This window comes from Pseudoalteromonas sp. MMG024 (genome assembly GCF_021654175.1).
Classification (GTDB): domain Bacteria; phylum Pseudomonadota; class Gammaproteobacteria; order Enterobacterales; family Alteromonadaceae; genus Pseudoalteromonas.
In genome coordinates this window covers 13176-35113 of sequence record NZ_JAKFZO010000033.1, presented here as the reverse complement: position 1 = coordinate 35113, position 21938 = coordinate 13176, and the positions used below count along the sequence as shown (strand labels likewise).

Sequence of the window (21938 nt, the reverse complement as noted above, 5' to 3'; positions counted from 1 at the left end):
CATCCTTTCTTGGATCTCTATTACCACGAACAACCTTTCCTCCTCTCGTAGTGCCAAGAAGTTTATGGATCATTTCATAATTAAGTAGTCCAAATCGACGCTCAACCATCGCTTTAAAGTCAGGTCGATATGGTGGTGACAATTGTAGTTCTGTTAATGGAACTACTAACTTTTGAGGTTCTAAGCCTATCATTTCACCGTTATCACACATTAATCGCAAAGGGATATGTGCAACAGGCCAATCACTCTCTTGAATATCAATGCCAAATTCTTTGCAATAAGATGCTTTTGGTAAGAAAGCGTTTGCTAATGCTTGCCTAGCAGCACGCCACGATGCAAAGTATAGTGAAACATTTAACCCAACAATTAAGCCACTTGCTCTATCGACTATTGAATATATAGTCGGCCTTCCCAGAACATACTGTTTACCGAAACTTGAAACTATATGAACATCAGCGACAGTCGCATCTATTTCAAAGCAACTTCCCGGAACAGGCCATTTTTGCTTTGCATCACCTAGCAACTCTCTTTTGCTTAATAGATAATCTCTTTCTGTCGATGACTTTTCTGTTATTTCGTTTTTTGTAAATAGCTTATATTTCCATCCTCGAACTTGCTTATAGCTTGGAACATAAGGAGCTTCACCTAAAGCTTTAGCTTTCATTACCTCAGCAGCATAATACTCTCTCAACAGCTCTTTTCTTGTTTCGACTAAGTTTTTTCCTTTCGGCTTTAAATGATGCTTTTTCAGGGATTTACGAATATTGTCTTTATCCGCATCTGTTACGATAAAAGTTTTTGGTCTCTTAACAGCCAGCGTTCGAGAGGTTTTTGGTGCTCCAAGTGGTTTTTCAGATACTTTTCGTTGCCGACCAGCTCCTCCACTATATTGATATGCGGGCAATAAGGCATTTTTGTCCTGACCATACTGCCAATAGGTATTTAATAATCTAGAAATCGTTGTACGAGCCTTTCCTCTATCATTTGCATGCTTGGCTAACCTGGGAACTCTATTTTTAGTTGCATAGTCAAAAATAAATTCAGGGTCACTAGCGAGACCTTCAATGAGAGAGAAATTTTCATCCCTTGTCACTTTATAACTTTCATCAATTTCTTCTTCACTCAAGAGTAAATGGGGGGGTAGCGAAAAGCTTCCTTCTAATATCTGTTTTTGCTTTATGCACCATGAAAACTTATCTAACTCAATTGCAATAGGTCTGGTTGCCTTTGGGGTTCTCTAGATAAAATAAGATTACACAGGGAATATCTTCAAAGATTTGCAGCACTCGGTATAACCCAGAATAGACACCATCTACTTTTCTGATATCCCACACACTATTCTTAACAAGCTCCATTAACCAAGTCCTTTTCAACATTACGTATATTGGAAATATTAATGAAATCAGCGCTCTCAAGAGACGAAGACAAATCTACATTGACCCTTTTGCTCCCAATAAGACTTCTTAGCATGGTGAGAGCCATTTCATGTTTCATGCCCATCTCATTTACGAATTGATCACATATATCTCTAATAAAATGATTACCTAGTGTTAGAAAAGATGTGGCAAAATCCATTTCATACTCAGTAAATACTTCTGTTTCTGACCTCAAAGGGTGGGTGGCCCAGTTGATGTTACGACTTTGTATTTTTGTCAGCTCACTACCGACATAATAAGAGAATTTAATTCCAAGTAGCTCCCACCAAACTCTCTCTATTTCTAGCTTTTCAAGAACTCGTCGCCCGCCTGACTCACCTTCTGGTTTAACAGAAATAGCTTCGTATACAACCTGTTCTCCAATTGATCTTGTTAGGAGAAAATCGGTTGTGATAATGATTGGTTCTTTTGTTTTTGGATGAGTCGGATGCTCAATACCCAACACCTCAGCTATTTTGATCGAGAGGTTAATTGGCAGGAGGGGAAATTGTTCCCTTATATCTATAACGGAGTCAGAATACTCTGCTAGATAGAAGAAATCTGTTTCTATTGCGGAAAGTGTATGGTGAACTCTACCTGTTTTTAGCCCCAAGATTTGTGACCTAACACCTTTTGATTTTACATCCTGAACTCGTAGCCAAGGTTTGTAATGATTTTCTTCCCCAATACCATATTTATTTTTTAAGGCCCGATTAAAGTCTTCAAATGTTTCAAGTTTTCTCCGTGCCATAAAAATTTCCTGTAAACTTTTTCTTGAGAGAATACTAATAGCTAACCATTTAGTGTGCAAACTTTAAGGGAAACCTTAACTCTTTAGTGCAAACTTTAAGGGAAGTGTGCAATCTAAATTGTCAAGTCACATCATCAACAGGTTTGACCGCACGCCCAACCGGAGCTCCACGCATACTGAAAATTATAACCCCCGAGCCAACCGGTTACTTCGGTTACTTCACCAATAAAATAAAGCCCTTTAACTTTATTCACCTCAAATGTTTTAGAGCTTAATTCGGCGCTATTTACACCGCCTAAAGTAACTTCAGCGGTTCTATAACCCTCTGTTCCATTGGGTTTTATTTTCCAGTTATGAATAAAACCAGATAACTGTTCAATTTCAGTATGAGATAACTGATTAATCGCTTTATCTGGAATATCACCACCAGCAACTAAAATTTCAATAAAACGCTTTGGTAACACACTTCCTAGCACATTTTTAAGCGATTTTTGACCATTAGATTGACGCTGTGTATGAATTTCACCCGCAAGATCTAGTTCAGGTAACAGGTTAATTGATACTGCCTGACCCGCACGCCAAAATGATGAAATTTGCAGTATTGCTGGCCCCGATAAGCCACGGTGTGTAAATAAGATATTTTCTTTAAACTGTGTGCCGTCTTCAGCGGTAACAACACTTGGTACACTAATGCCCGATAAAGCTTCAAAACGCACCTTATCGTGTTGATGTAGCGTAAAAGGCACTAAAGCAGCCATTGTGGGTAATACTTCTAAATCAAACTGCTCTGCAATTTTATAACCGATTGGTGTAGCGCCTAGTTTTGGCATAGTTAAACCACCAGAAGCCACAACCAATGATTCACAGCTATAACTTGCTTCACTGGTTGTAACGGTAAAACCACTTTCGGTTTTTTCCACGCTTAGCACTTCTTGGCGAAGTTGGATTGTCACCCCCGCCCATTCGCATTCGGTTAATAAAATATCGACAATATCTTGCGCTGAGTTATCGCAAAATAGCTGACCGAGTGTTTTGTGATGATAAGCAAGACCATGGCGATCAACCAGTTCAATAAAGTCATGTTGGGTATAGCGGCTTAAACACGATTTAACAAAGTGGGGATTAGTACACAGATAATTTTCTGGCGAGGCATTTTCGTTGGTAAAATTACAACGGCCGCCGCCACTAATCAAGATTTTGCGGCCCGGTTTTTTACCCATATCAATCACAGTAACAGAACGCCCACGGTAACCTGCTTGTGCGGCGCACATTAAACCAGCAGCACCCGCCCCTATAACCAATACATCAACCTGAACCATTTTTATTACCCGCTTCGCTATTTTGGCCGCGCATTATAAACAAAAAAAGCCGCATCTGCGGCTTTTTGAATCAATAAAGTGATTATTTTACTTTAGATAAATAATCAGCAATTGCTTCTAGCTCTTCATCAGTCACATTAGCAACCATTGCCTTCATCGCAGAAGCCATGCCATTGTTGCGCTTGCCTGATTTAATGTCTTTCATTTGAGCTAAAGCGTACTCTTTGTTTTGACCTGCAAGTTTAGGGTAAAGTGGCATAATTGGCGCTTTACCTTCAGCCCCATGACACGTTTGGCACATTTTAGCTGTATAAAGTGCTGCACCATCCGCTGCGATTGCGTTGCCTGACGCCATGCCCACAAGTGTTAAAGCCGCTACACTGAGCGTTTTTGAAAGTTTATTCATATAATAATCCCATCTCGACGGTAAATAATTCTCAATTGCAATATACTGTTGAATCAACAAGTTAAACTCGCACTAACCTATTGTAGACCACTTTCATACTGTTTTGTAAAGATAAAACCGTATAAAAAACAAACAAGCATACAAGATTGAGTCGCTAAGCGAACGTTATCTTGCGTTTGATCAAATTTATTTACTTCGCCACAAACAAAAATGCCTCAATAAATGAGGCATTTTTTACAAAGTGGATTACCACATGATATCGTCTGGTATTTCAAAGTCTGCGTAAGGATCATCTTCATCCTTTTGATCTTTTTCTGGCTCGGCATGCAGTACAATATACTTTTCGTCTACCTCAGCAATTTTGCGTGCAGGTTCATCAGGTAGTACATAGAACTTGCCCTCTAAGTAGCAAATAGCCAACAAACCTTTTACCAGTTGTTTGTGAGTAATCTCATTAACTTCAAGTTCTTTGATTTTGCTTTCAAAGGTAAAGTTAAAGGTAACATCACCACTAATCTCATCTTGGTTATGATGCTCTAGAATTTGTTTAACGCGAGCTACCTGCTCTTTTTCTTTTAGTTCGGCCTGCTTCTGCGCATTTACTTCAGCTGCTTTTTTAGCTTGCTCAGCTTTGGTTTGCTCAATATGCTTTTGCAAATCTGTTGGGTTACTGGTTGCGCCTTTTTTCTTCTTCTTTTTGTTTTGTTTACGCTTTTCTGACTTCGCAACCTTCATATTATGCTCAGTAGTAAGGCCTGCTTTTAGCAACTGATCTTGTAATGAACCCATGATTAATTCTCTTATAAAAGTATTAGCGTTATTTTATAACAGCCATTCACCAGATGTGAAGCCAGCATAACCTAAATCAAGGAAAAGTTAGCTTAAACTAAGGTTAAGCAGTTAAAAATACGATACAATTTGGCCGTTATAAACAACCCTCTCTCACCATGAAGTTTATACATTTACTTTTGTGCTCGGTCTTTACGTTTTTTGTATTATATGGGCCACAGCCAATTTTGCCTTTACTGGCAAAGTCATACCAGCTAACGTCTGCGCAGGCGGGCTTGCTAATGACCGTGACTATGCTGCCATTGGCGGTTGCGCCATTAGTTTATGGTTATCTACTACTTCGTATAAACTCGCTCTCCCTATTAAAAATAGCACTGTTTTTATTGGGAATTAGCTGTGCGTTATTACCTTTATCGCAAACGTTTCAGCAATTACTTATTATTCGATTTTTTCAAGGTTTACTGCTGCCAGCAGCGCTTACAGCAATGACCTCGTATATTGGCGAACATTATCGCTACAGCTTTTTGAGTAAAGCAGTCACAAATTATATTTTAAGCACAATTGCAGGAGGTTTTTTAGGACGCGTTGTCAGCGCTTCAATAAGCGAATACACCCATTGGCAGGTTTATTTTTATTTGCTCGCAATTGTATTAGTACTGTTATCACTTAGCCTTGCCAATAAAAAAGTGCGTGATTATGTCGGTCAAAGAAACTTACCAGCATCACTAAAAGAGAACCTACATAAGGTAACTAAAGGCAGCACTTTGTACCTTTACTGCGCCGTATTTGGCATGTTTTTCTGCTTTACTGCGCTATTAAATTACTTACCTTTTATTTTGCAAAACGATTACCAGTTCACCAGCTCAAAAGATATTGGTTTGGTGTATTCAGGCTATCTATTGGGTGCTTGTTTCTCATTATTAAGCACCCGTTTGCAAAACCTTACGCAAGGCAAAGTTAATTTATTAGTGATTAGCTTTGTGGTTTATGCGCTCAGTATTACAAGCTTATTTGCAACCACGTTTACGCTCTTTTTTATCGGTTTTACGGTGTTTTGTGGGGCAATGTTTATTATTCATGCCAGCGCCTCCGCATTACTTAACCAAATCAGCTATGCGCCCAGCTCGCTGACTAACGGGCTGTATGTATCTTTTTATTATTGTGGCGGTACGCTGGGATCATTTTTGCCAGGGCTTATTTATCAGCACGCTGGCAAAAGTGCGTTTTTAATGACCTTGCTACTGATGTGTGTGGCTTCAGGCTTACTGGTAGCTAAGTTTAAACGCTTACAAACTCACTAACTCAACACTGTGATTGGAATATTCAAATACTTTAAGTAAGTCGTTTTTCTGCATTAACCAAGTTTGGGTATTATCAAATGGATGGCAGTGAAACAAATCAGATGGCCATATCGCATCGTCCACCCATAGTTGCACCGCATTTTCCGCATCATTTAAAAGCGCCAACATGGAAACACACCCCGGTTTTACCGCTAAATATTTCGCTAAGCGTTCATTTGAGGCAAAGCCCAAACGTGACAACCCTTGTGATTTTGATAAGGCTTTTAAATCAACCTTTTTATTAGGGGACGTAATGAGCAAAAAATGTCGCTTACCGTAGTTATCGCGTAAAAATAAATTTTTTAAGCGCGTTCCGGGGCGTTCCAACAACAGACGCTCTGCCTCTACTGCGGTATGTAGCGGCGGATGTGATATTTTTTCACAGTCAATTGCCAGCTCGCTAAATACCTTTTCAAGAAACGCAACATCACTCATCGCAGCGCCCGCTTAATCTTACGCTGTAATCGCGCCATTTAACTTCTTCTATCTGATAACTATCTTGGCAGTAGTTTTTCTTTTTTAATTCAGCATCAAGTTGTAGTGCAGCTTTGTCTTCTAGATCGAGTTTAAGTGATGATGAATCGATAAAATTCTCTTGTTTTAACAAGGTGCGCATTTCTGATTTTGTTAAGCGACGCTTTTTATTTATTAACTTTTGAGAACCGGCTTTTACCGTAACTAAATATGAAAATAACTTTGCACCGTCATTGCCTGTTATGGTTCTTAGCTGCTCGTTAACTATCTCAAAATCTTCAGGCTCTGGTGCTGACTTCGCGCAGCCAATTAACGCAGTAGCGCTCAGCACCATCATAATTATTTGTTTCATTAAGGATTCCATACTGCTTTTGGCAACTTAATTGTTAAACACGCCATGGTTGGCGGAAAATATTCAGAAAACGCCATTGAATGCCAATCATCTTCAAACATATCTACCAATACTAAACCGTTATCTAGCTGACCTTTAATTTGCTCTTCAAATGAATGACTAAATACCAGTGGCTCATCTTGCTCTTTTAGCAGTGCCAGTTCTGCTTGAGTTAAGTTATTAATGTCACTAAAGGGTAACTTGTGCCTTACTTTAGTAACGCCTTTTTCAGCCTCAAACCAATCAAATATATACGCTGCTGGGTTGATAAAGCCACTTAGTAAACGCCCGTTTACTTTTAATACACGAGCAGCTTCTGCCCAAAGGCCAGAGATATCAGGCACAAAATTATTAGAACAAGGGTGGAAAATTAAATCAAAGCTTTCATTTTCAAAACAGCTCAAGTCTGTCATATCACCCTTAACGGTTGTTAACGTTAGGCCATCGCGCTTGGCAACCTGCGCATCTTGTGCAAGTTGGTTTTCAGATAAATCGAATACGGCTACATCAGCACCCGCAGCCGCCAAGATAGGTCCTTGCTGGCCACCACCAGAAGCAAGACAAAGCACTTTTTTACCTTTAAGATCGCCAAACCAGTTATGAGGCACACTTTTATGTGGTGTTAAAACAATTGACCACTCACCTTTTCGTGCCGCGTCTACTTGTTCAGTCGTGACAGGTTGAGTCCACTCATTATTTGCTTCAACCTGTTTATTCCATGCATGATTGTTATAGTTTTTAATATCCATCGGTCTCTCTCGCACAATAAATGTGCAAACAAGTGAAAATTATCTTTTATGCTACAAAAAATACTTGACCAGTGACAGAAAAAAAATTAAAGTTCTGCCCGTTCAAACGCAACATGGTTTGAATGTCCTTTTTTGGAATGTGGGGCTATAGCTCAGCTGGGAGAGCGCCTGCCTTGCACGCAGGAGGTCAGCAGTTCGATCCTGCTTAGCTCCACCACTTTCCAACCTCTCTTATTTTTAAATTCAATACCAAGTATTTCAAATAAAAATCTCTCGCTAAATTTATCTTGATATAATGCGGCAAATTATTCTTTTTTCTGCTTATTATGTCCCCTGAAAAGCAAAGCTTAACCTTTTTACACTCTGCCGTTTTACTATTTGGTGGCACTGCACTGTTTGCCAAATTAATTGGTCTTAACGCGCTAGATATCACCGTTTATCGCACCGCTGTAGCTGCAATTGCTTTGTGTGCCTTTTTACTTTTTACACGCCAAGCTATTTTGTTAAAACAGACCAAAGATTACGGTGTAGCCTTAATCCTTGGCGTGGTTGTTGGTCTACATTGGGTGACTTATTTTGCCGGCATGCAAATGGCTGGTATCACCATAGGTATAATCGCATTTTTTACCTACCCTGTGATGACCGTGTTTATGGAGCCGCTGTTTTCAAAGCGCCTACCTCATATGCAAGATGTGTTTATTGCCATGATGGTGTTACTTGGGATTTATTTGCTTGTACCGGAAGCTAACCTTGGTAATCAAGTTACCCTTGGCATAGTAACAGGTATGTTTTCGGGCTTTTTATTTGCCCTGCGTAATATTTTACATAAACGCTTTTTTATGGGCTACTCAGGGCCACAAACGATGCTTTATCAAACCCTTGTTGCAAGCATAATGTTATGCGCATTTGTTGAAGTCCCCCTTAACCAAGTATCGCAACACGACCTTTATTTACTGTTACTTGTTGGTGTAGTGTTTACCGCAACCCCACACGCTTTGTTTGCAGCAAGTCTTGCTCATTTAAGTGCTAAAACCGCAGGCTTAATTTCCTGCTTGCAGCCCTTATATGCCAGTTTTTTCGCATTTTTACTTCTACACGAAAAGATAACTCTGACGACATTAATTGGTGGCTCGTTGGTGATTAGTGGCGCATTTTTTGAAACTTATCTAGTTAACAAACAAGCTAAGGCAGCAAAATAATAAAATACTAGTTCTGTTAAGCCTGTGAGCAAAAATCAATAAACGCCCTGTAAGGCTGAATTATAGCTATTGCTTAGTACAGGTAAACGGACACGCTATGAGCAAACATTCTCTCTAGCTAGAATGATTAGCTAATGAGGTGAATTACGATTTAGCTTTGAACAGATGTAGAAAATCTTGATTGATTTCAAAGTAATTGTGCAATTTAACCGTTAAGCTGTGGTAAGTTGAGTGCGAGATAAACTTTTGACTAAGAGCAAGAAGGGTTAGTACATGAAAGTTTTTGCCCACCGAGGCGCCAGTGGTTTGTATCCTGAAAACACACGCTCAGCAATATTAGCGGCGTTGGAGTTGGGTGTTGATGGCATTGAAATTGACTTACAAAGTACGCTCGATGGTTTTGCCGTTATTCACGATACTTGGCTTGACAGAACAACCAATGGGCGAGGAAAAGTTAATAAACTTACACTTGCCGAAGTGCAACAATATGATGCAGGTAACGGACAAACTGTACCAAGCATTGAAGAAGTATTTCAATGGGTTAATAATCAAACGCTATTAAACCTAGAGCTCAAACATACCTTCGCACTCGATAAGCTAGTCAAATTAATCGAACAACAAGTTCAAGTTGGGCTGCTAACACGTGAAAACCTTCTAATCTCCTCTTTTGACCATCACCAGCTAAAATGGCTTAAACAACAATTGCCTTGGGTAAAAATAGGTGCATTAACCGGCTCTATTCCGCTGGGGTATTGTGAATTTGCTGAACGATTAAATGCCTACAGCGTGCATGTGGATAAAAATTTTATCAACTGCGAATACGTTGCCGATGCAAAAACAAGAAACTTAAAGGTTTTTGCCTATACTGTAGATAAACAGGAAGACATTGACGATATGCTTGCGCTTGGTGTAGATGGCATTTTTACTAATTATCCCTCTAAAGCGCAAAGCTTTCTGTTGCAAAAATAATCCCAACTATAAGCATATCGCTTAGTTACCTAGGGGCATTTAATGGACCAACAACAGCAAGATTTATTTTGCTTTCGCAGTGAAGCATCCCGCCTACTCCTTTTGTGCAATACGCAATTAACGCTAAGCCTGAATCAAAGCGATCGAGATATATTAGAGTTAAGCCAAGTTTTTCAAACCCTTGCGAACATTTGCAGCAAACTTGAAAATGAAAAAAACACTTCGTCGAAATTAGATGAATTACATCAGCAAATACAGCACAGTGTAAACGATGGGGTTATGGCATTTCAGTTTTACGATAGACTGACACAACAATTGACACATATTCAGCAAACGATGGATCAATTAAGCCATTTGATTCAAGATAATGATAACTTAGCCGATGAAGATAAATGGCAAGGATTGCGCACCCAATTAAAAAATAGTTATTCAATGGAATCTGAACATCAAATTTTTCGAGCAATTATGGATGGTAAAACCAAACAGCAAGCGCTTGAATTACATCGTCAATTAGAACAACAACAGCACGATGACGATGTTGAGCTTTTTTAAAGGGTAAAGTTCATTTAAGGCATGCAAAATGAGTTCTTTATATATGCAATTATACGAAAAAATTGAAAAAACCTTTTTCTTTACACTAACACGCAAAATTTTTGGCAATTTGAGCTTTCTCTTTGCCTTTCAAGTTATTACGTTAATTTGGCTGTACCAAGAGCTGACTGATAATGGCCATATTGATATGAGCTATTGGTTTATCGCGTTAATCAGTGTTGGCAGTTTCTTTTTTACCTGCTTTTACATGCACTTTTTAATTGTGCGCCCGATCAATGCATTAAAGAAAACACTGACAGATATCAATGAAAAAGGTGCTGATTTAGCAACCCATTTACCCCAGTTTACCTTTGACGAGTTTCGTGAACTCAGCGAACAGTACAATACCTTTGTTTCGCGTTTAGAAGCGCTATTAAAACAGGTGTATGAAAAAGCTGAACTGGCTGAAATGACCAATCAAAACGTGACTAAGTCGATGACTGAAACCAACCGCATTGGTGAAGAGCAGCTAGCACTTAGTAATACAATTTTTACCGCCAGTGAAGAAGTTAGCCAAAGCCTAAATCAAATCTCACAAAATACCCAAATGACTTTTGATGCGAATGTTGAAAACCTGAGTAAAGTTCATACCTCCGCTAATGAAATTGGTAATCTAGTAACTAAAATTCAGCGCATGACCGAATTACTAGGTAGCTTCGCCACAACCGTGGGTGGCTTAAAAGAAAACTCAGACAATATTCGAAAAATCCTCACTATGGTAGAAGAGTTTTCAGACCAAACCAACCTACTGGCGCTTAATGCCGCAATTGAGGCTGCACGCGCAGGTGAAGCCGGTCGTGGCTTTGCAGTGGTAGCAGATGAAGTGCGTTCATTGTCAGTAAAAGTTAACGATGCAACTCGCCAAATTAATGATTTTATTAATCAAATGAATACGCTTGTTGGTGAAACAAACCGCGAAACTGAGCAATTGATTGAGCAATCGAGTAGCGCTGAAAATTCGATAGCAAATACTAATGATGTGTTTAGCCAAATGACTAAAGAACTAGAAAGTAACCAATCTCAGTTACAAGAAATTGTTGCGGCCGTGCATCAGCTGGAACATACACAACAACAAACGCATTCCTCGGTACAACAAATTGTCGAGCTAGGCCATATGGCGAAAGATAATATTACTAACGCCAATGAAAATAGTAGAGAGCTACAGTGTCAAACATCCGATACCAAAAAAGATCTCGAACAATTTATTTAGCCAAGCGATGGGTTAGCAAATCACCGAAGGTTTGATACTTTCAAAACTAGCACTGATAAGAGAGGGTTAAGCCCTCTCAACATCAAAAGCTAATACCTCTGAGATACGCTCGGCGCCGAGTGCCAACATAATTAGCCTATCCACTCCTAACGCTACACCTGAGCACTGTGGCAAACCATAATCAAGCGCCGCTAAAAATCGCTCATCAATAGCAACCTCTGGTAAACCTTGCGAGGCTCGCTTTTGATTATCATCAACAAAGCGCTGTCGCTGCTCAGAGCCCTCAGTAAGCTCATCGAAGCCATTAGCTAACTCCATACCTTTAAAGTACAGTTCAAAACGCTCAGCAACGCGAGGATCTGCGCCATTTAGTTTAGCGAGTGCCGCTTGTGATGCAGGGAAATGATAAACAAAACAAGGGGCTTGCTGACCTATTTTGGGTTCAATACACATGCAAAATAATAGCTGTAATAAAGTGTCTTTATCGTTTTCTTGTGCGGCAATATGCTCAAACCCTTGCTCAGCGGCAAGCGCAGAAAGCTCTTCGATAGATGCGGTGAGTGGATCACAGTTTAAATGCGTTAAAAAAGCGTCTTGATAAGTGATACGCTCTGCTGATCCACACCCTAATAAACTCATCATTAAGTCATTAATTTCATCCATTAATTGCGCTGCGTTAAAGTTAGGTCGATACCACTCCAGCATTGTAAATTCTGGATTATGATGACGGCCTGCTTCTTCGTTACGAAACGCTTTTGCCAACTGAAAAATCGCGCCATAGCCAGCGGCAAGCAATCGCTTCATAGCGAATTCCGGCGATGTTTGCAGATAAAGTGGTAGGCCTTTAGCAAACCCAGGGCCGACAAACTGGGTACTAAAACTTACCAAGTGAATATCGGTAACGCTTGCCTGCGATAAACTTGGCGTTTCTACCTCCATTACATTTCTTTGGTAGAAAAATTCACGAATTGCTTTAATGATTTTTGCCCGCGCGTTTAAGTTTTCGATTGATGCACTTGGCTGCCATTGGACTGTCATGATGGTTACTCTTAATTATGGCGTAAACAAAAATCCCAGCTAGCGCTGGGATTTTTTTCGAATTAAAATCAAAATTTATTTTTGCGCACGACCAACGTATTCGCCAGAGCGTGTATCAACTTTGATTACTTCACCGATTTGAACAAACAGAGGAACACGTACAACCGCACCTGTTGTTAAAGTAGCAGGCTTACCACCGGTACCAGCAGTATCACCTTTCAGACCAGGATCTGTGTCTGTGATCTCTAGCTCAACAAAGTTTGGTGGCGTAATTGAGATTGGGTTACCGTTCCAAAGAGTAATGGTACAAGTGTTGTTTTCAACTAACCATTTAACGCTATCGCCAACTGCTTTTTCTTCAGCAGCAACCTGTTCAAACGTTTCGTTATTCATGAAATGCCAGAACTCGCCATCTGTGTATAGATAGTCTAGCTCAATATCCATAACGTCTGCAGCTTCTACGCTTTCACCTGATTTAAATGTTTTTTCTAACACTTTACCAGAGATAAGTTTACGTACTTTTACACGGTTAAATGCTTGGCCTTTACCCGGTTTTACAACTTCGTTTTCAAGAATTGAACACGGCTCGCCATCTAACATAAATTTTAGGCCGCCCTTGAACTCATTGGTGCTATAATTCGCCATCGTTTCCTCTATCGCAAAATTTTTTACATAATTGATCGGCTAATGATACAAAGAATTGAAGCAAATTTGCATACTAACTGGCAAAAAGAATTAGCAAATGCCATTTCCGACCCAAAAATACTGCTTAAGTTACTGGAAATTGACTCAAAAAATTTATCAGACGACATTGCCGCGAGAAAGCTATTTGCTATGAGAGTACCACTTCCATTTGTATCACGAATGGAAAAAGGTAATCTAAACGATCCATTACTTAAACAAGTTTTACCACTTGCGGATGAGTTTGAAACACACCCAGGTTACACAAGCGATCCATTAGAAGAGCAAAAAAACCAAACTCCGGGCCTGCTGCACAAATATAAATCGAGAGTATTACTTATTTTTCGTGGTGGTTGCGCTGTAAACTGCCGCTATTGCTTTCGCAGACACTTCCCTTATCAAGATAATCACCAAAATAAACAAAGCTTACTGAGTGCTCTTGATTACATAGCAAAGCATCCTGAAATAAACGAAGTGATATTAAGTGGTGGCGACCCGCTAATGGCTAATGATGAAGCACTAATGTGGTTTATTGAGAAGCTAGAAGAAATTAACCATGTAACACGCATGCGCATTCATTCACGATTGCCAGTGGTGATCCCTGCACGTATTACAGAAGCATTCTTAGCAATTCCAACACACACTCGACTAAAATTGATTTTAGTAACGCATATTAACCATGCAAATGAAATTGACAACGCATTAAAAAAGCAGCTTATCGCCGTAAAACGCGCGGGATATACCTTATTAAATCAAGCGGTATTATTAAAAAGCATTAATGACACGGTAGCAGCACAAATTTCGCTTTCTGAACGTTTATTTGAAGCGGATGTATTACCGTATTATTTGCACGTTTTAGACAAAGTACAAGGCGCCCACCACTTTGCAATTACCGATGCCCAAGCAATTGCTCTACATCGTGAATTATTAACTGAGTTACCCGGCTTTTTAGTACCTAAACTAGTACGTGAAGTTGGCGGAGAAAGAAGTAAAACGCCATTAGATTTAGGGCTTTATGATTTTTAGATAGAATGTTATCGCGAAAGGATAAAAGTAAACCCCCAAAAAATACTGGGGCTTTACTTCGGGAGCTTAGAAAATAACTCTTAGTTTAATAATAAACCTCTTACGTTTGCACCAGGGTTAAACGTAAACATCAATATTATTACCGAGTGTCGCTGTTGGTGAACTAGCCCGGTTTTGTGTTTGCGCAGGCATAGCGGCTGAATCGATCAAAGCCAACGCTTGCTGCCCTTGGGCTATAACCTGATTCTTGACGAGTTTGGCACTAATCACTTCAGAACTATCTGCATTTGCTGTTACATTTTGAACTGGACTTGAAATCTGCATGGTCACTCACCTCAGTTAACTGTGCTATCATATCGACAATTTATATTTAATCTTTAGTTATTTTATACTATGAATTCGGTTATTTCAGAACTAAACAACAATCTAAAAGTATTATATCGCCAAGCTATTGATGCAGATAGCAAATTAGATTCTTTACAGCAACAAGGTAAAGGTAAATTCTCTACCTTGTTTAACAGCGAAAGTGGCTTTGCTATCGAAGCAAAGCGCTTTAAACCTTACGTGCTAGAAGTTGCAAGTGACGTAGAGATCTTGTCAACGCAAGATGATATTGACCAAGCGATGCTTAAAAGCACCGTAATTAAGATGCAGCATTTACATCAATTATTAGCCAGCTTCAAATAAATTGACTATAATTTAGGCACACATCCTGAACATATTTTGTTATGTCGATTGCTACGCCACTTACTGCAGGTACAGAAATTACCTCAAGTAATATACAGTCAAGTCAAAGCTCATCCTTGAGTGAGAAGGTATCGGCTAGTTCAATTTACGGTGAATTCACTCAAGACGTCGTAAAGATTTCTGATGCTGCAAGAGAGAGGCAGCAACAATCAGAGTTGATTAATCGGCAGCAGCCAGTACAAGTTAGCAGTGATGTTGTGAGAGTCTCTAGCTCAGTAGGTCAATCTAAAGCAGCTGGAAACTTAACTGAGTCCCAAGCAAGTAAACTCTACAAAGAAATAGCGGCACTATTATAGTACCGCTATATCTTCTTAAATGACTAACGATTAGTTAGCATCAATTTTTGACAATAACTGATCTTCAAACCAATCTGTAATAAGGCGCTTTTCGTGCATAAATTCTTCGTCTCGACCGCGACGAATTTTGTCCATAAAGCTCATGTCTTTTAATTCAGCATCGCCTTTATCCACCAACTTGCCATTGGCATCTGTTAACGCATAACTAAATTTAAGCTTTGGAAAATGAATTGGTTTAACAATACGCATTTCTCTGCCACCACCAAAACGTACATCGCCAGCGAGATCAATATCGTTGATTGTTACACCCAACTTGTAGCCTTCAGGTAACTTCTCAGCTAACTCTTGAAAATGCTTGGTAAATTGCTTTTCAATTCGTTTGTGATAACCACCGCGTGTTTCATTTGCCGCACGCACGTCGGTGAAATCGTTAAATTTCCCATACGTTACACTTGCCTCACCTGCAAATACTGAAAACGGTGAAATTGTTACAACACTTAATAATAGTACCTTAGCTAATTTCATTAGTATGCTCCTAGAGAACTGGCAAGTGTAAAGGGTCACTCGCTATATCAATTTATATTTATTATCTATCCTGACACTTAATATACGCTTAACACATAATATTTTCATAATTATTGTAAAAAATAACTCTCGATTAGCACTAGGGTTAATCGGCAAAGGTATGTTTTAAATCAGTTTTAGTGGCACAAATTTGAGAATCACTTTAAACCAACTAAACTTAAAAAGATGTCGATAATTAATTCGCTTAATTAGACATAGTAGCGACAGGTATAAGTTAATTAAAAGGATAGAATTATGAGTTCGTTATTAATTGTTGAAGACGAACAGATTGTTGCATTAAGCCTTAAGATCGAGCTTGAGTCTCTAGGTTATGAGGTTGTGGGAATTGCCAATAGTGAAGATGAGGCACTTGCCCTGTTCACAGAGAAAAACCCAAACCTTGTTTTAATGGATATTAATCTTGAATCGGGCGGCAGCGGTATTAATGCCGCCAAAAAAATCAATGCCATTAAAAATATTCCTATTATTTATGTGACTGCATATGCCAACGATGACATTATCGAATCAGCCAATTCAGCCAACCCTATTGGTTATATTGTAAAACCCTACAACCTTAGAGAAGTAAGAGCCGTTATTGAAACAGCACTTAATCGCTTTCGTTATGAAGATGAAATAACCTCATCGGAAGCGCGCCTTAAACTCGCAATTGAAGCTGCCAACCTTAATGTATGGGAATACAACCCTGAAGCAGAACATTTAGTATTTACTGGTACCGAAATGCTGCAAAAGTACTTCGGTCATTTAAGCCCGCTGCCACTTAATGAATTTATTAGCATGGTACATGAGCAAGATAAATGGAAAGTTGAATCGCTGTTAAAAGACGGGCAAAAATCCAATCAAAAAATCCGAGTTCAATCACCACTTAGTGATGAACAATATTGGTTCGAAGTCTATACCAGCGATATCAAGCTGCAAGGTGGCGATACGCCTATTGGGGCGATGAAAGACGTTACCGAGACTGAAACCTACATTCGTGAGTTAAAAGTATCAAAGTCTGTATTCAGCCATATTGCAGATGGTATTTTAGTACTCAATAAAAACTGTGAAATTACCAAAGCAAACCCCGCTTTTTGCAAATTAATTGGGTACCCGCTATCTCAATTGATCAATAAAAAATATCACAACATTGCAAAGCGAGAGCGCGCTGAAGATATTAACCAACAGCCGTGGGAAGACCTCTGTTCACGGCGAGAAGAAACTTTTAAAACTGAATCTGGCGAATTATTTTACGCGTTAGTCAATGGTAAATTGATATCACACCAAGACCAAAGTGATGAATTGGTAATGATAGTTACCGATATATCTGAATTAAAAATGGCTGAGCGTAAGCTACAATACCAAGCTTACCGCGATGAACTAACAGGTATGTATAACCGCACTTACATGAATCGCGCATTCGCTAATCCTCAAGAGTTCTTTGACTCAGGTAAGTTTACGCTGATGTTTATTGACCTTGATTCTTTTAAACTGATTAACGACACCTACGGGCATTCATACGGTGATGTAATTTTGGCCGAGTTTGCATGGCGACTTAAGCATATATTCCGCTCCTCTGACATTATGATACGTCATGGTGGTGATGAGTTTGTATTGATGTTAGATGGCCAGCTCACAGCCAACGATGTTAGTAAAATTGCTAACTCAATAAACAAAGCAATTTCAGAACCATTTAAATGCAAAGATGTTTCTATTTCACTCACATGCTCAATTGGTATTGCCCAGTGGGACGATACTATTAGCGATACATCTGATCTGATGAAACGCGCAGACATCGCCATGTACGCAGCGAAAAATGGCGGTAAAAATGATTTTCGTTTTTACCAAGAAGATATGGGAAGTTCAGCTCAATACCAATTGTTTTTAGAGCAAGGGTTAAAGCTTGCCATTGAAAATGAACTGCTAGAACTTTGGTTACAGCCTATTTTTGATAATAAAGGTGAAATATCAAGTGCTGAAGGGCTTTGCCGCTGGCGTGATAAAGCAACGGGATTTATTTCACCCAATGACTTTATTCCAATCGCAGAATCAAGCTGGCTTATTTTTCCACTTGGTGAGCTGATGCTGAAAAAAGTATGCGATGCGATTGAGCATTTAAGTAACGCCGGCTTTACTGATATCAAGCTAGGCTTAAATCTATCTGCTAAGCAACTTTCGCATCCGTCTCTGCCGGCAAAATTTGAAGAGATTATTAGCAGTAAGCAAGTTTCACCTAACAACATAACATTAGAAATCACCGAAACGGCGTTAACTGATACTCCAGCAATTAAAAATATTGAACGGTTACGAGAAATTGGTTTTTCCATCGCACTAGATGACTTTGGCCGCGGCTACTCATCATTAGAACTGCTGCAACAGTTTGATCTTGATATATTAAAAATCGACAGAGTGTTTATTGAAGGGATCCCTGATGATAGCAAAGCACAAAAAGTGTGCGAACACATGGTGAACTTAAGCAAGTCGCTAGGCTATAAAGTTGTTGTAGAAGGCATTGAATCAGCAAAACAAAGCGAGTATTTCGCACAAGACCCAGCGATTCATCAGCAAGGGTTTTATCATGCTAAGCCCATGCCATTATCATTGTTTTTGTCGCTGCTAGGTGGTCAACTGCATAGCGAGACTGAGCAACACTTTGCAGTAGATGAACAATAAACCGATAATTTACTTTACATACGACAAGTCAAAATGAAACTGAAAGTGAGAGTATTTGCCAAGCTCACTTTCAACCTTAATTGTGCCATTCGCCTGTTTTGTAAATAATCCGATAAGCGTATGACCAAGTGAACTAGCTTGATTAAACTGCTCTATATCAAAGCCGGTTCCGTTATCTTTGATTAATAAATCCAGCCCTTCTCCCACTTCTTCAGCAAAAATAGTGATCAACCCTTTTTCTGCACCTTCAGGAAAAGCATGCTTTTGAATATTTGTTAGTACTTCATTTATAACAAAGCCAATCGGCACCATAATACTAATTGGCAAATATATCGCTTGGCTCGGTAGCTGAAGTTCTACCTTGTAAGGGGCGTGGTTAATGCCATCTAATAAGATTAATTGTGCTAACTTAGCAGTGTACTCTACAAAGTTAATTTTAGAACTATTCTCTTGCTCGTAGAGCAATTGATGTACCAGCGCAACTGAACGTATGCGCTGCTGACAGGCTAGTAACTCGTTTGCAGCACTTTCTGGCACATGCTGCTGTTGCAGCTTTAATAGACTGGTTATCACTTGTAAATTATTTTTTACGCGGTGATGAATTTCGTTGAGCAAAATACTTTTCTCTTCAAGCATGTTGCTTAGTCTATCATTTGCAGCTAATAACTCCGAAACATCAGACACTGTTGCCAAATAGTTAATTTCCATATTATCTGCATAACGCGTAATACATACCTCTACGGGTAACGATTCATTATCTAATGCAAGTAGCGCCTGAAACGGTTCGCTTGTTGGGTTTTGTGTGGTTAGATCATTTATTATAGTGGCAATTTCGCGCTGATCATTTTCCGTAAATACATCAATAAAATTACAGGGGCTTAATCCCTGTGTAAACGGCGACAACATCGCAATGGCTTTAGCATTCAACCAGTCAATACGCCCTTGCTGGTTGAACAAAATAATTCCCTCCGACACGTGATTTACAACCAGCTTGAAGCGTTCTTCATTCTCAAGCAATTGCTGCTCAAAATACTTTCGCTCGCTTATATCATGTGCAGAACAAATAATATTAGACCCCGTCTCAGCCTTAGTATCCAAATAGGCAACCACAACATCAACTTTGTAAAACAGTTCATCGACCCAAATCTGACTATCAAATCGCTGTTCGACACCTGTGCTTTTCAGCTTCTCAATAGCGTTTTGTAGCTGTTTTTTAGTGGTTGGATCACGTTGCCAGGCTTGGGTATTGGCAAGCTCAACACTTTGCTCATTCACATCATTTTGCAAATCATAATTTGCTGTAATCACCTGACCTTGTTCGTTAATAATCACAACATATGATGACAAGCCATTGATGATAGAGCTCAGGAACTTTAGCTCTTGATTTAACCCAGCGATCTCTCGCATATCTCTTAAAATACTGACACTTTGAAACTCATCATTTTCTAAAAAACTGCCTATGGCTATTTGCAATGGGATCCGTTGCTTCTGCTTATCAACTCCGTAAACATTGCGTCTATCCAGCATATTTTTAGACTGCGTTTTTGTTGTAAACTCTTGGCGATAACCCTGATGCGTTTGTTTTAACTCTCGGGCCATTAAATCTTCAATAAATTTATTTGAAAATTCACTTGATGAATAACCAAATAGCGTCTGCGCAGCATGATTAGCGGCAAGCACCTTGCCGCTATTATCAGCATGAATAATGCCATCTGGTGATGCATCAAACAGTTTTCCAAATTTGCCAACCGATTGGTTTAACTTGTTGATATGCCAAATAACTAATCCAGTGAATATAATAATCACCAAACAAATCATTGCGGAGGTTAAATAGCTATAAAAAAGCTGAGTTTCAATTCGATTTAAAAAAGTATTATTTGACTGACGTATTTTTGGTAAGACTTTTTCAACAATATTATTAACTGCATTCGCGGCTAGTGTGTCATCCACTTTCACTAGTCGATCTAATTCGTCAACGGTTAGCTGCTCAGGTAATGAAAAATGTGTTTCTAAGTTAAAGTTATATTCGTTTAATGTGGCTTCTAGCAAAGCTAAATTTTGTACGACATCTGATTCGGATGACATTTCACGTATTTCTTGCATCAATCGCTGTGCTTTTACATAGCTTTCTTTTGCATCGTGAAAGTATCGATGATCTCTGCGAATAACATAATTTTTAAAATGATGGATATAGCCAGAATAGCCAACCGTGCGTTCTAATTCATGTAGTTTGATGAGTAGCTCGGTATTGTCTGTAACTATTTGCGATAAGCGTGCCTGCTCTTGCTTTAATTTATGAGCGTCGTAAAAAGTGGTGCTAAATACAAGAATATTACAAAGTATTGAAAACAGCAGAATGAGATTGATTTTAGCAGACTTGGTCATTTCGCTTATCCTAAAGTTCCGTTTACTAGGAAGTTCGACTAATAAGTATTGGTAACTTTATAAATTAAATCAATTTTTTAGCGCAATAAAAAAGCCAGCGCATTGCGCTGGCTTTTTTGATAAGTTGGTAACTTGAGGGATGGCGTCGGGTAAGGAGCAACCATTACTGGTTACCCCTCCCCTAAGAACCGTACGTGCGAGTTTCCCCGCATACGGCTCAAGCCTTTATAAATCTATACCTAAGTACAGACCAGCGATTTTAACCGAAATACTTCCCAGCCAAGAAGGCCATAGCCAATGTAGAAAACCAACCAAAAAACTTGGTTAACTTCATACCCCTGTCTATATTCTCCCATCTTAGGGCTTTCTTGTACCAAGGTGCATGAGCCTTCTCATATGAAGAGATATACTCATGCCCCTTAGAGGTTATGAATAGCCCTCTGAATTGAGTAAATTCACTTACTGCTATTCGTGATTTTGCTCTCGCTAAACCTTCATGAACAAGTAACTCTATTACTTCGAAATCAACTCCACTATCAGTAGAATAGATTTCTTCAATAATCACTCCCTTGTCTTTAAGGATTAATAACGTCTGATAGTACTTTTCGTCCATTCTCTTCTCTATTCAGCAAAGTAACATGAGTGATAAGACGGCAACTACTTAATGCCGTATTTATAAAACTCAGGGTTAGCTCTTATCTTTGGGTGGACATGGATCATTACCATAAGAATCTCGAGCTCTAATTTTTCCGTCTCGGCCTTTAATGAACAGTTCACTTTCTTGACGTCGAGCAGTTTCGCGCGCAGCATCAATGGCTTCTTTTTGTGTGTCGTAGCGTCCTGATAACTTTTCATTACCTTCACCACGAACGCCCCATCCATCATCAGTTTGCACGACCCATTGGTTTTTACCCATGTTATTTGCCTC

23 protein-coding genes, 1 tRNA gene and 1 pseudogene are annotated in these 21938 nt (G+C 39.3%); 10 read left to right on the top strand and 15 right to left on the bottom strand.

Annotated elements, in window-relative coordinates; genetic code table 11:
• From L1068_RS20780 to L1068_RS20760, 5 genes and pseudogenes are all read right to left on the bottom strand, one after another.
• Positions 1-1126, bottom strand: a pseudogene (locus L1068_RS20780) (transposase); the annotation flags it as partial.
• Between the two features lie 215 nt (positions 1127-1341).
• Positions 1342-2166, bottom strand: coding sequence for a TnsA endonuclease N-terminal domain-containing protein (locus L1068_RS20775; RefSeq protein ID WP_237131793.1), 825 nt, complete (start codon positions 2164-2166; stop codon positions 1342-1344).
• Between the two features lie 134 nt (positions 2167-2300).
• Entirely contained in the window at positions 2301-3485 is a 1185-nt protein-coding gene (locus tag L1068_RS20770; protein WP_237131792.1) for an NAD(P)/FAD-dependent oxidoreductase, read from the bottom strand.
• Positions 3486-3567: 82 nt separating this feature from the next.
• Complete coding sequence (locus tag L1068_RS20765) at positions 3568-3891, bottom strand: c-type cytochrome (RefSeq protein WP_010562095.1); 324 nt, start codon at positions 3889-3891, stop codon at positions 3568-3570.
• Positions 3892-4137: 246 nt separating this feature from the next.
• Complete coding sequence (locus tag L1068_RS20760; protein ID WP_010562096.1) at positions 4138-4680, bottom strand: DUF2058 domain-containing protein; 543 nt, start codon at positions 4678-4680, stop codon at positions 4138-4140.
• Between the two features lie 158 nt (positions 4681-4838).
• Between L1068_RS20760 and L1068_RS20755 the strand changes: the two genes are divergently transcribed.
• Positions 4839-5981, top strand: coding sequence for an MFS transporter (locus L1068_RS20755; protein WP_237131791.1), 1143 nt, complete (start codon positions 4839-4841; stop codon positions 5979-5981).
• Here L1068_RS20755 and L1068_RS20750 read toward each other — a convergent pair.
• The 3 genes from L1068_RS20750 to L1068_RS20740 are packed head-to-tail and all read right to left on the bottom strand — an operon-like array spanning position 5967 to position 7634.
• On the bottom strand, positions 5967-6455 hold the full coding sequence (locus L1068_RS20750) for a prolyl-tRNA synthetase associated domain-containing protein (RefSeq protein WP_237131790.1): 489 nt from the start codon (positions 6453-6455) through the stop codon (positions 5967-5969). The two genes, L1068_RS20755 and L1068_RS20750, sit on opposite strands and share 15 nt — an antisense overlap.
• The gene (locus L1068_RS20745; RefSeq protein ID WP_237131789.1) at positions 6448-6846 is read right to left on the bottom strand and encodes a hypothetical protein; all 399 of its coding nucleotides are present in this window, start codon (positions 6844-6846) and stop codon (positions 6448-6450) included. Before L1068_RS20745 ends, L1068_RS20750 begins: the two co-directional genes overlap by 8 nt.
• Positions 6846-7634, bottom strand: a complete 789-nt coding sequence (locus L1068_RS20740) for a class I SAM-dependent methyltransferase (RefSeq protein ID WP_237131788.1) — start codon at positions 7632-7634, stop codon at positions 6846-6848. Before L1068_RS20740 ends, L1068_RS20745 begins: the two co-directional genes overlap by 1 nt.
• Positions 7635-7775: 141 nt before the next feature.
• Between L1068_RS20740 and L1068_RS20735 the strand changes: the two genes are divergently transcribed.
• The 5 genes from L1068_RS20735 (at position 7776) to L1068_RS20715 (ending at position 11603) form a co-directional block, all read left to right on the top strand.
• Positions 7776-7851 (top strand) — tRNA-Ala (locus tag L1068_RS20735).
• A 109-nt stretch (positions 7852-7960) separates the two neighbouring features.
• On the top strand, positions 7961-8833 hold the full coding sequence (locus tag L1068_RS20730) for a DMT family transporter (protein ID WP_237131787.1): 873 nt from the start codon (positions 7961-7963) through the stop codon (positions 8831-8833).
• Positions 8834-9106: 273 nt separating this feature from the next.
• On the top strand, positions 9107-9802 hold the full coding sequence (locus L1068_RS20725; protein WP_237131786.1) for a glycerophosphodiester phosphodiesterase family protein: 696 nt from the start codon (positions 9107-9109) through the stop codon (positions 9800-9802).
• A 42-nt stretch (positions 9803-9844) separates the two neighbouring features.
• The gene (locus L1068_RS20720; protein WP_237131785.1) at positions 9845-10354 is read left to right on the top strand and encodes a hypothetical protein; all 510 of its coding nucleotides are present in this window, start codon (positions 9845-9847) and stop codon (positions 10352-10354) included.
• 28 nt (positions 10355-10382) lie between these two features.
• On the top strand, positions 10383-11603 hold the full coding sequence (locus L1068_RS20715; RefSeq protein ID WP_100914177.1) for a methyl-accepting chemotaxis protein: 1221 nt from the start codon (positions 10383-10385) through the stop codon (positions 11601-11603).
• Positions 11604-11669: 66 nt separating this feature from the next.
• On the opposite strand, the gene epmA is transcribed toward L1068_RS20715, so the two are convergent.
• A complete protein-coding gene (epmA, locus tag L1068_RS20710) occupies positions 11670-12641 on the bottom strand; it encodes an elongation factor P--(R)-beta-lysine ligase (protein ID WP_237131784.1) in 972 nt (323 codons plus the stop codon).
• Between the two features lie 75 nt (positions 12642-12716).
• Positions 12717-13286, bottom strand: coding sequence for an elongation factor P (gene efp, locus L1068_RS20705; protein ID WP_237131783.1), 570 nt, complete (start codon positions 13284-13286; stop codon positions 12717-12719).
• Between the two features lie 42 nt (positions 13287-13328).
• On the opposite strand from efp, the gene epmB reads away from it, so the two are divergent.
• Positions 13329-14348: an EF-P beta-lysylation protein EpmB gene (gene epmB / locus L1068_RS20700; RefSeq protein WP_237131782.1), complete on the top strand. Its 1020-nt coding sequence runs from the start codon at positions 13329-13331 to the stop codon at positions 14346-14348.
• A gap of 117 nt (positions 14349-14465) precedes the next feature.
• Here the strand turns inward: epmB and L1068_RS20695 are convergent, their stop codons facing one another.
• A complete protein-coding gene (locus L1068_RS20695) occupies positions 14466-14672 on the bottom strand; it encodes a hypothetical protein (protein ID WP_237131781.1) in 207 nt (68 codons plus the stop codon).
• 69 nt (positions 14673-14741) lie between these two features.
• Between L1068_RS20695 and L1068_RS20690 the strand changes: the two genes are divergently transcribed.
• On the top strand, positions 14742-15035 hold the full coding sequence (locus L1068_RS20690) for a prephenate dehydrogenase (RefSeq protein ID WP_237131780.1): 294 nt from the start codon (positions 14742-14744) through the stop codon (positions 15033-15035).
• 41 nt (positions 15036-15076) lie between these two features.
• A complete protein-coding gene (locus L1068_RS20685) occupies positions 15077-15391 on the top strand; it encodes a hypothetical protein (protein ID WP_237131779.1) in 315 nt (104 codons plus the stop codon).
• Positions 15392-15421: 30 nt separating this feature from the next.
• Here L1068_RS20685 and L1068_RS20680 read toward each other — a convergent pair whose 3' ends face one another.
• Positions 15422-15916, bottom strand: a complete 495-nt coding sequence (locus L1068_RS20680) for a DUF3016 domain-containing protein (RefSeq protein WP_237131778.1) — start codon at positions 15914-15916, stop codon at positions 15422-15424.
• A gap of 294 nt (positions 15917-16210) precedes the next feature.
• Between L1068_RS20680 and L1068_RS20675 the strand changes: the two genes are divergently transcribed.
• Entirely contained in the window at positions 16211-18625 is a 2415-nt protein-coding gene (locus L1068_RS20675) for an EAL domain-containing protein (protein ID WP_237131777.1), read from the top strand.
• A gap of 9 nt (positions 18626-18634) precedes the next feature.
• On the opposite strand, the gene L1068_RS20670 is transcribed toward L1068_RS20675, so the two are convergent.
• The 3 genes from L1068_RS20670 to L1068_RS20660 all read right to left on the bottom strand — a co-directional run bounded on the left by L1068_RS20670 (position 18635) and on the right by L1068_RS20660 (position 21926).
• Positions 18635-21010, bottom strand: a complete 2376-nt coding sequence (locus L1068_RS20670) for a PAS domain S-box protein (protein ID WP_237131776.1) — start codon at positions 21008-21010, stop codon at positions 18635-18637.
• A 259-nt stretch (positions 21011-21269) separates the two neighbouring features.
• Positions 21270-21623 carry a hypothetical protein gene (locus tag L1068_RS20665; protein ID WP_237131775.1) on the bottom strand — a complete coding sequence of 118 codons (354 nt, stop codon included), beginning with the start codon at positions 21621-21623 and terminating at the stop codon, positions 21270-21272.
• A gap of 75 nt (positions 21624-21698) precedes the next feature.
• Entirely contained in the window at positions 21699-21926 is a 228-nt protein-coding gene (locus L1068_RS20660; protein WP_130050356.1) for a DUF2188 domain-containing protein, read from the bottom strand.
• Positions 21927-21938: the final 12 nt, after the last annotated feature.

What these genes read in the sequence shown, in the direction of transcription:
- L1068_RS20775 (WP_237131793.1), bottom strand. Translation starts at nt 2,166, where the DNA reads ATGGCACGGAGAAAACTTGAAACATTTGAAGACTTTAATCGGGCCTTA.
- L1068_RS20770 (WP_237131792.1), bottom strand. Translation starts at nt 3,485, where the DNA reads ATGGTTCAGGTTGATGTATTGGTTATAGGGGCGGGTGCTGCTGGTTTA.
- L1068_RS20765 (WP_010562095.1), bottom strand. Translation starts at nt 3,891, where the DNA reads ATGAATAAACTTTCAAAAACGCTCAGTGTAGCGGCTTTAACACTTGTG.
- L1068_RS20760 (WP_010562096.1), bottom strand. Translation starts at nt 4,680, where the DNA reads ATGGGTTCATTACAAGATCAGTTGCTAAAAGCAGGCCTTACTACTGAG.
- L1068_RS20755 (WP_237131791.1), top strand. Translation starts at nt 4,839, where the DNA reads ATGAAGTTTATACATTTACTTTTGTGCTCGGTCTTTACGTTTTTTGTA.
- L1068_RS20750 (WP_237131790.1), bottom strand. Translation starts at nt 6,455, where the DNA reads ATGAGTGATGTTGCGTTTCTTGAAAAGGTATTTAGCGAGCTGGCAATT.
- L1068_RS20745 (WP_237131789.1), bottom strand. Translation starts at nt 6,846, where the DNA reads ATGAAACAAATAATTATGATGGTGCTGAGCGCTACTGCGTTAATTGGC.
- L1068_RS20740 (WP_237131788.1), bottom strand. Translation starts at nt 7,634, where the DNA reads ATGGATATTAAAAACTATAACAATCATGCATGGAATAAACAGGTTGAA.
- L1068_RS20730 (WP_237131787.1), top strand. Translation starts at nt 7,961, where the DNA reads ATGTCCCCTGAAAAGCAAAGCTTAACCTTTTTACACTCTGCCGTTTTA.
- L1068_RS20725 (WP_237131786.1), top strand. Translation starts at nt 9,107, where the DNA reads ATGAAAGTTTTTGCCCACCGAGGCGCCAGTGGTTTGTATCCTGAAAAC.
- L1068_RS20720 (WP_237131785.1), top strand. Translation starts at nt 9,845, where the DNA reads ATGGACCAACAACAGCAAGATTTATTTTGCTTTCGCAGTGAAGCATCC.
- L1068_RS20715 (WP_100914177.1), top strand. Translation starts at nt 10,383, where the DNA reads ATGAGTTCTTTATATATGCAATTATACGAAAAAATTGAAAAAACCTTT.
- epmA (WP_237131784.1), bottom strand. Translation starts at nt 12,641, where the DNA reads ATGACAGTCCAATGGCAGCCAAGTGCATCAATCGAAAACTTAAACGCG.
- efp (WP_237131783.1), bottom strand. Translation starts at nt 13,286, where the DNA reads ATGGCGAATTATAGCACCAATGAGTTCAAGGGCGGCCTAAAATTTATG.
- epmB (WP_237131782.1), top strand. Translation starts at nt 13,329, where the DNA reads ATGATACAAAGAATTGAAGCAAATTTGCATACTAACTGGCAAAAAGAA.
- L1068_RS20695 (WP_237131781.1), bottom strand. Translation starts at nt 14,672, where the DNA reads ATGCAGATTTCAAGTCCAGTTCAAAATGTAACAGCAAATGCAGATAGT.
- L1068_RS20690 (WP_237131780.1), top strand. Translation starts at nt 14,742, where the DNA reads ATGAATTCGGTTATTTCAGAACTAAACAACAATCTAAAAGTATTATAT.
- L1068_RS20685 (WP_237131779.1), top strand. Translation starts at nt 15,077, where the DNA reads ATGTCGATTGCTACGCCACTTACTGCAGGTACAGAAATTACCTCAAGT.
- L1068_RS20680 (WP_237131778.1), bottom strand. Translation starts at nt 15,916, where the DNA reads ATGAAATTAGCTAAGGTACTATTATTAAGTGTTGTAACAATTTCACCG.
- L1068_RS20675 (WP_237131777.1), top strand. Translation starts at nt 16,211, where the DNA reads ATGAGTTCGTTATTAATTGTTGAAGACGAACAGATTGTTGCATTAAGC.
- L1068_RS20670 (WP_237131776.1), bottom strand. Translation starts at nt 21,010, where the DNA reads ATGACCAAGTCTGCTAAAATCAATCTCATTCTGCTGTTTTCAATACTT.
- L1068_RS20665 (WP_237131775.1), bottom strand. Translation starts at nt 21,623, where the DNA reads ATGGACGAAAAGTACTATCAGACGTTATTAATCCTTAAAGACAAGGGA.
- L1068_RS20660 (WP_130050356.1), bottom strand. Translation starts at nt 21,926, where the DNA reads ATGGGTAAAAACCAATGGGTCGTGCAAACTGATGATGGATGGGGCGTT.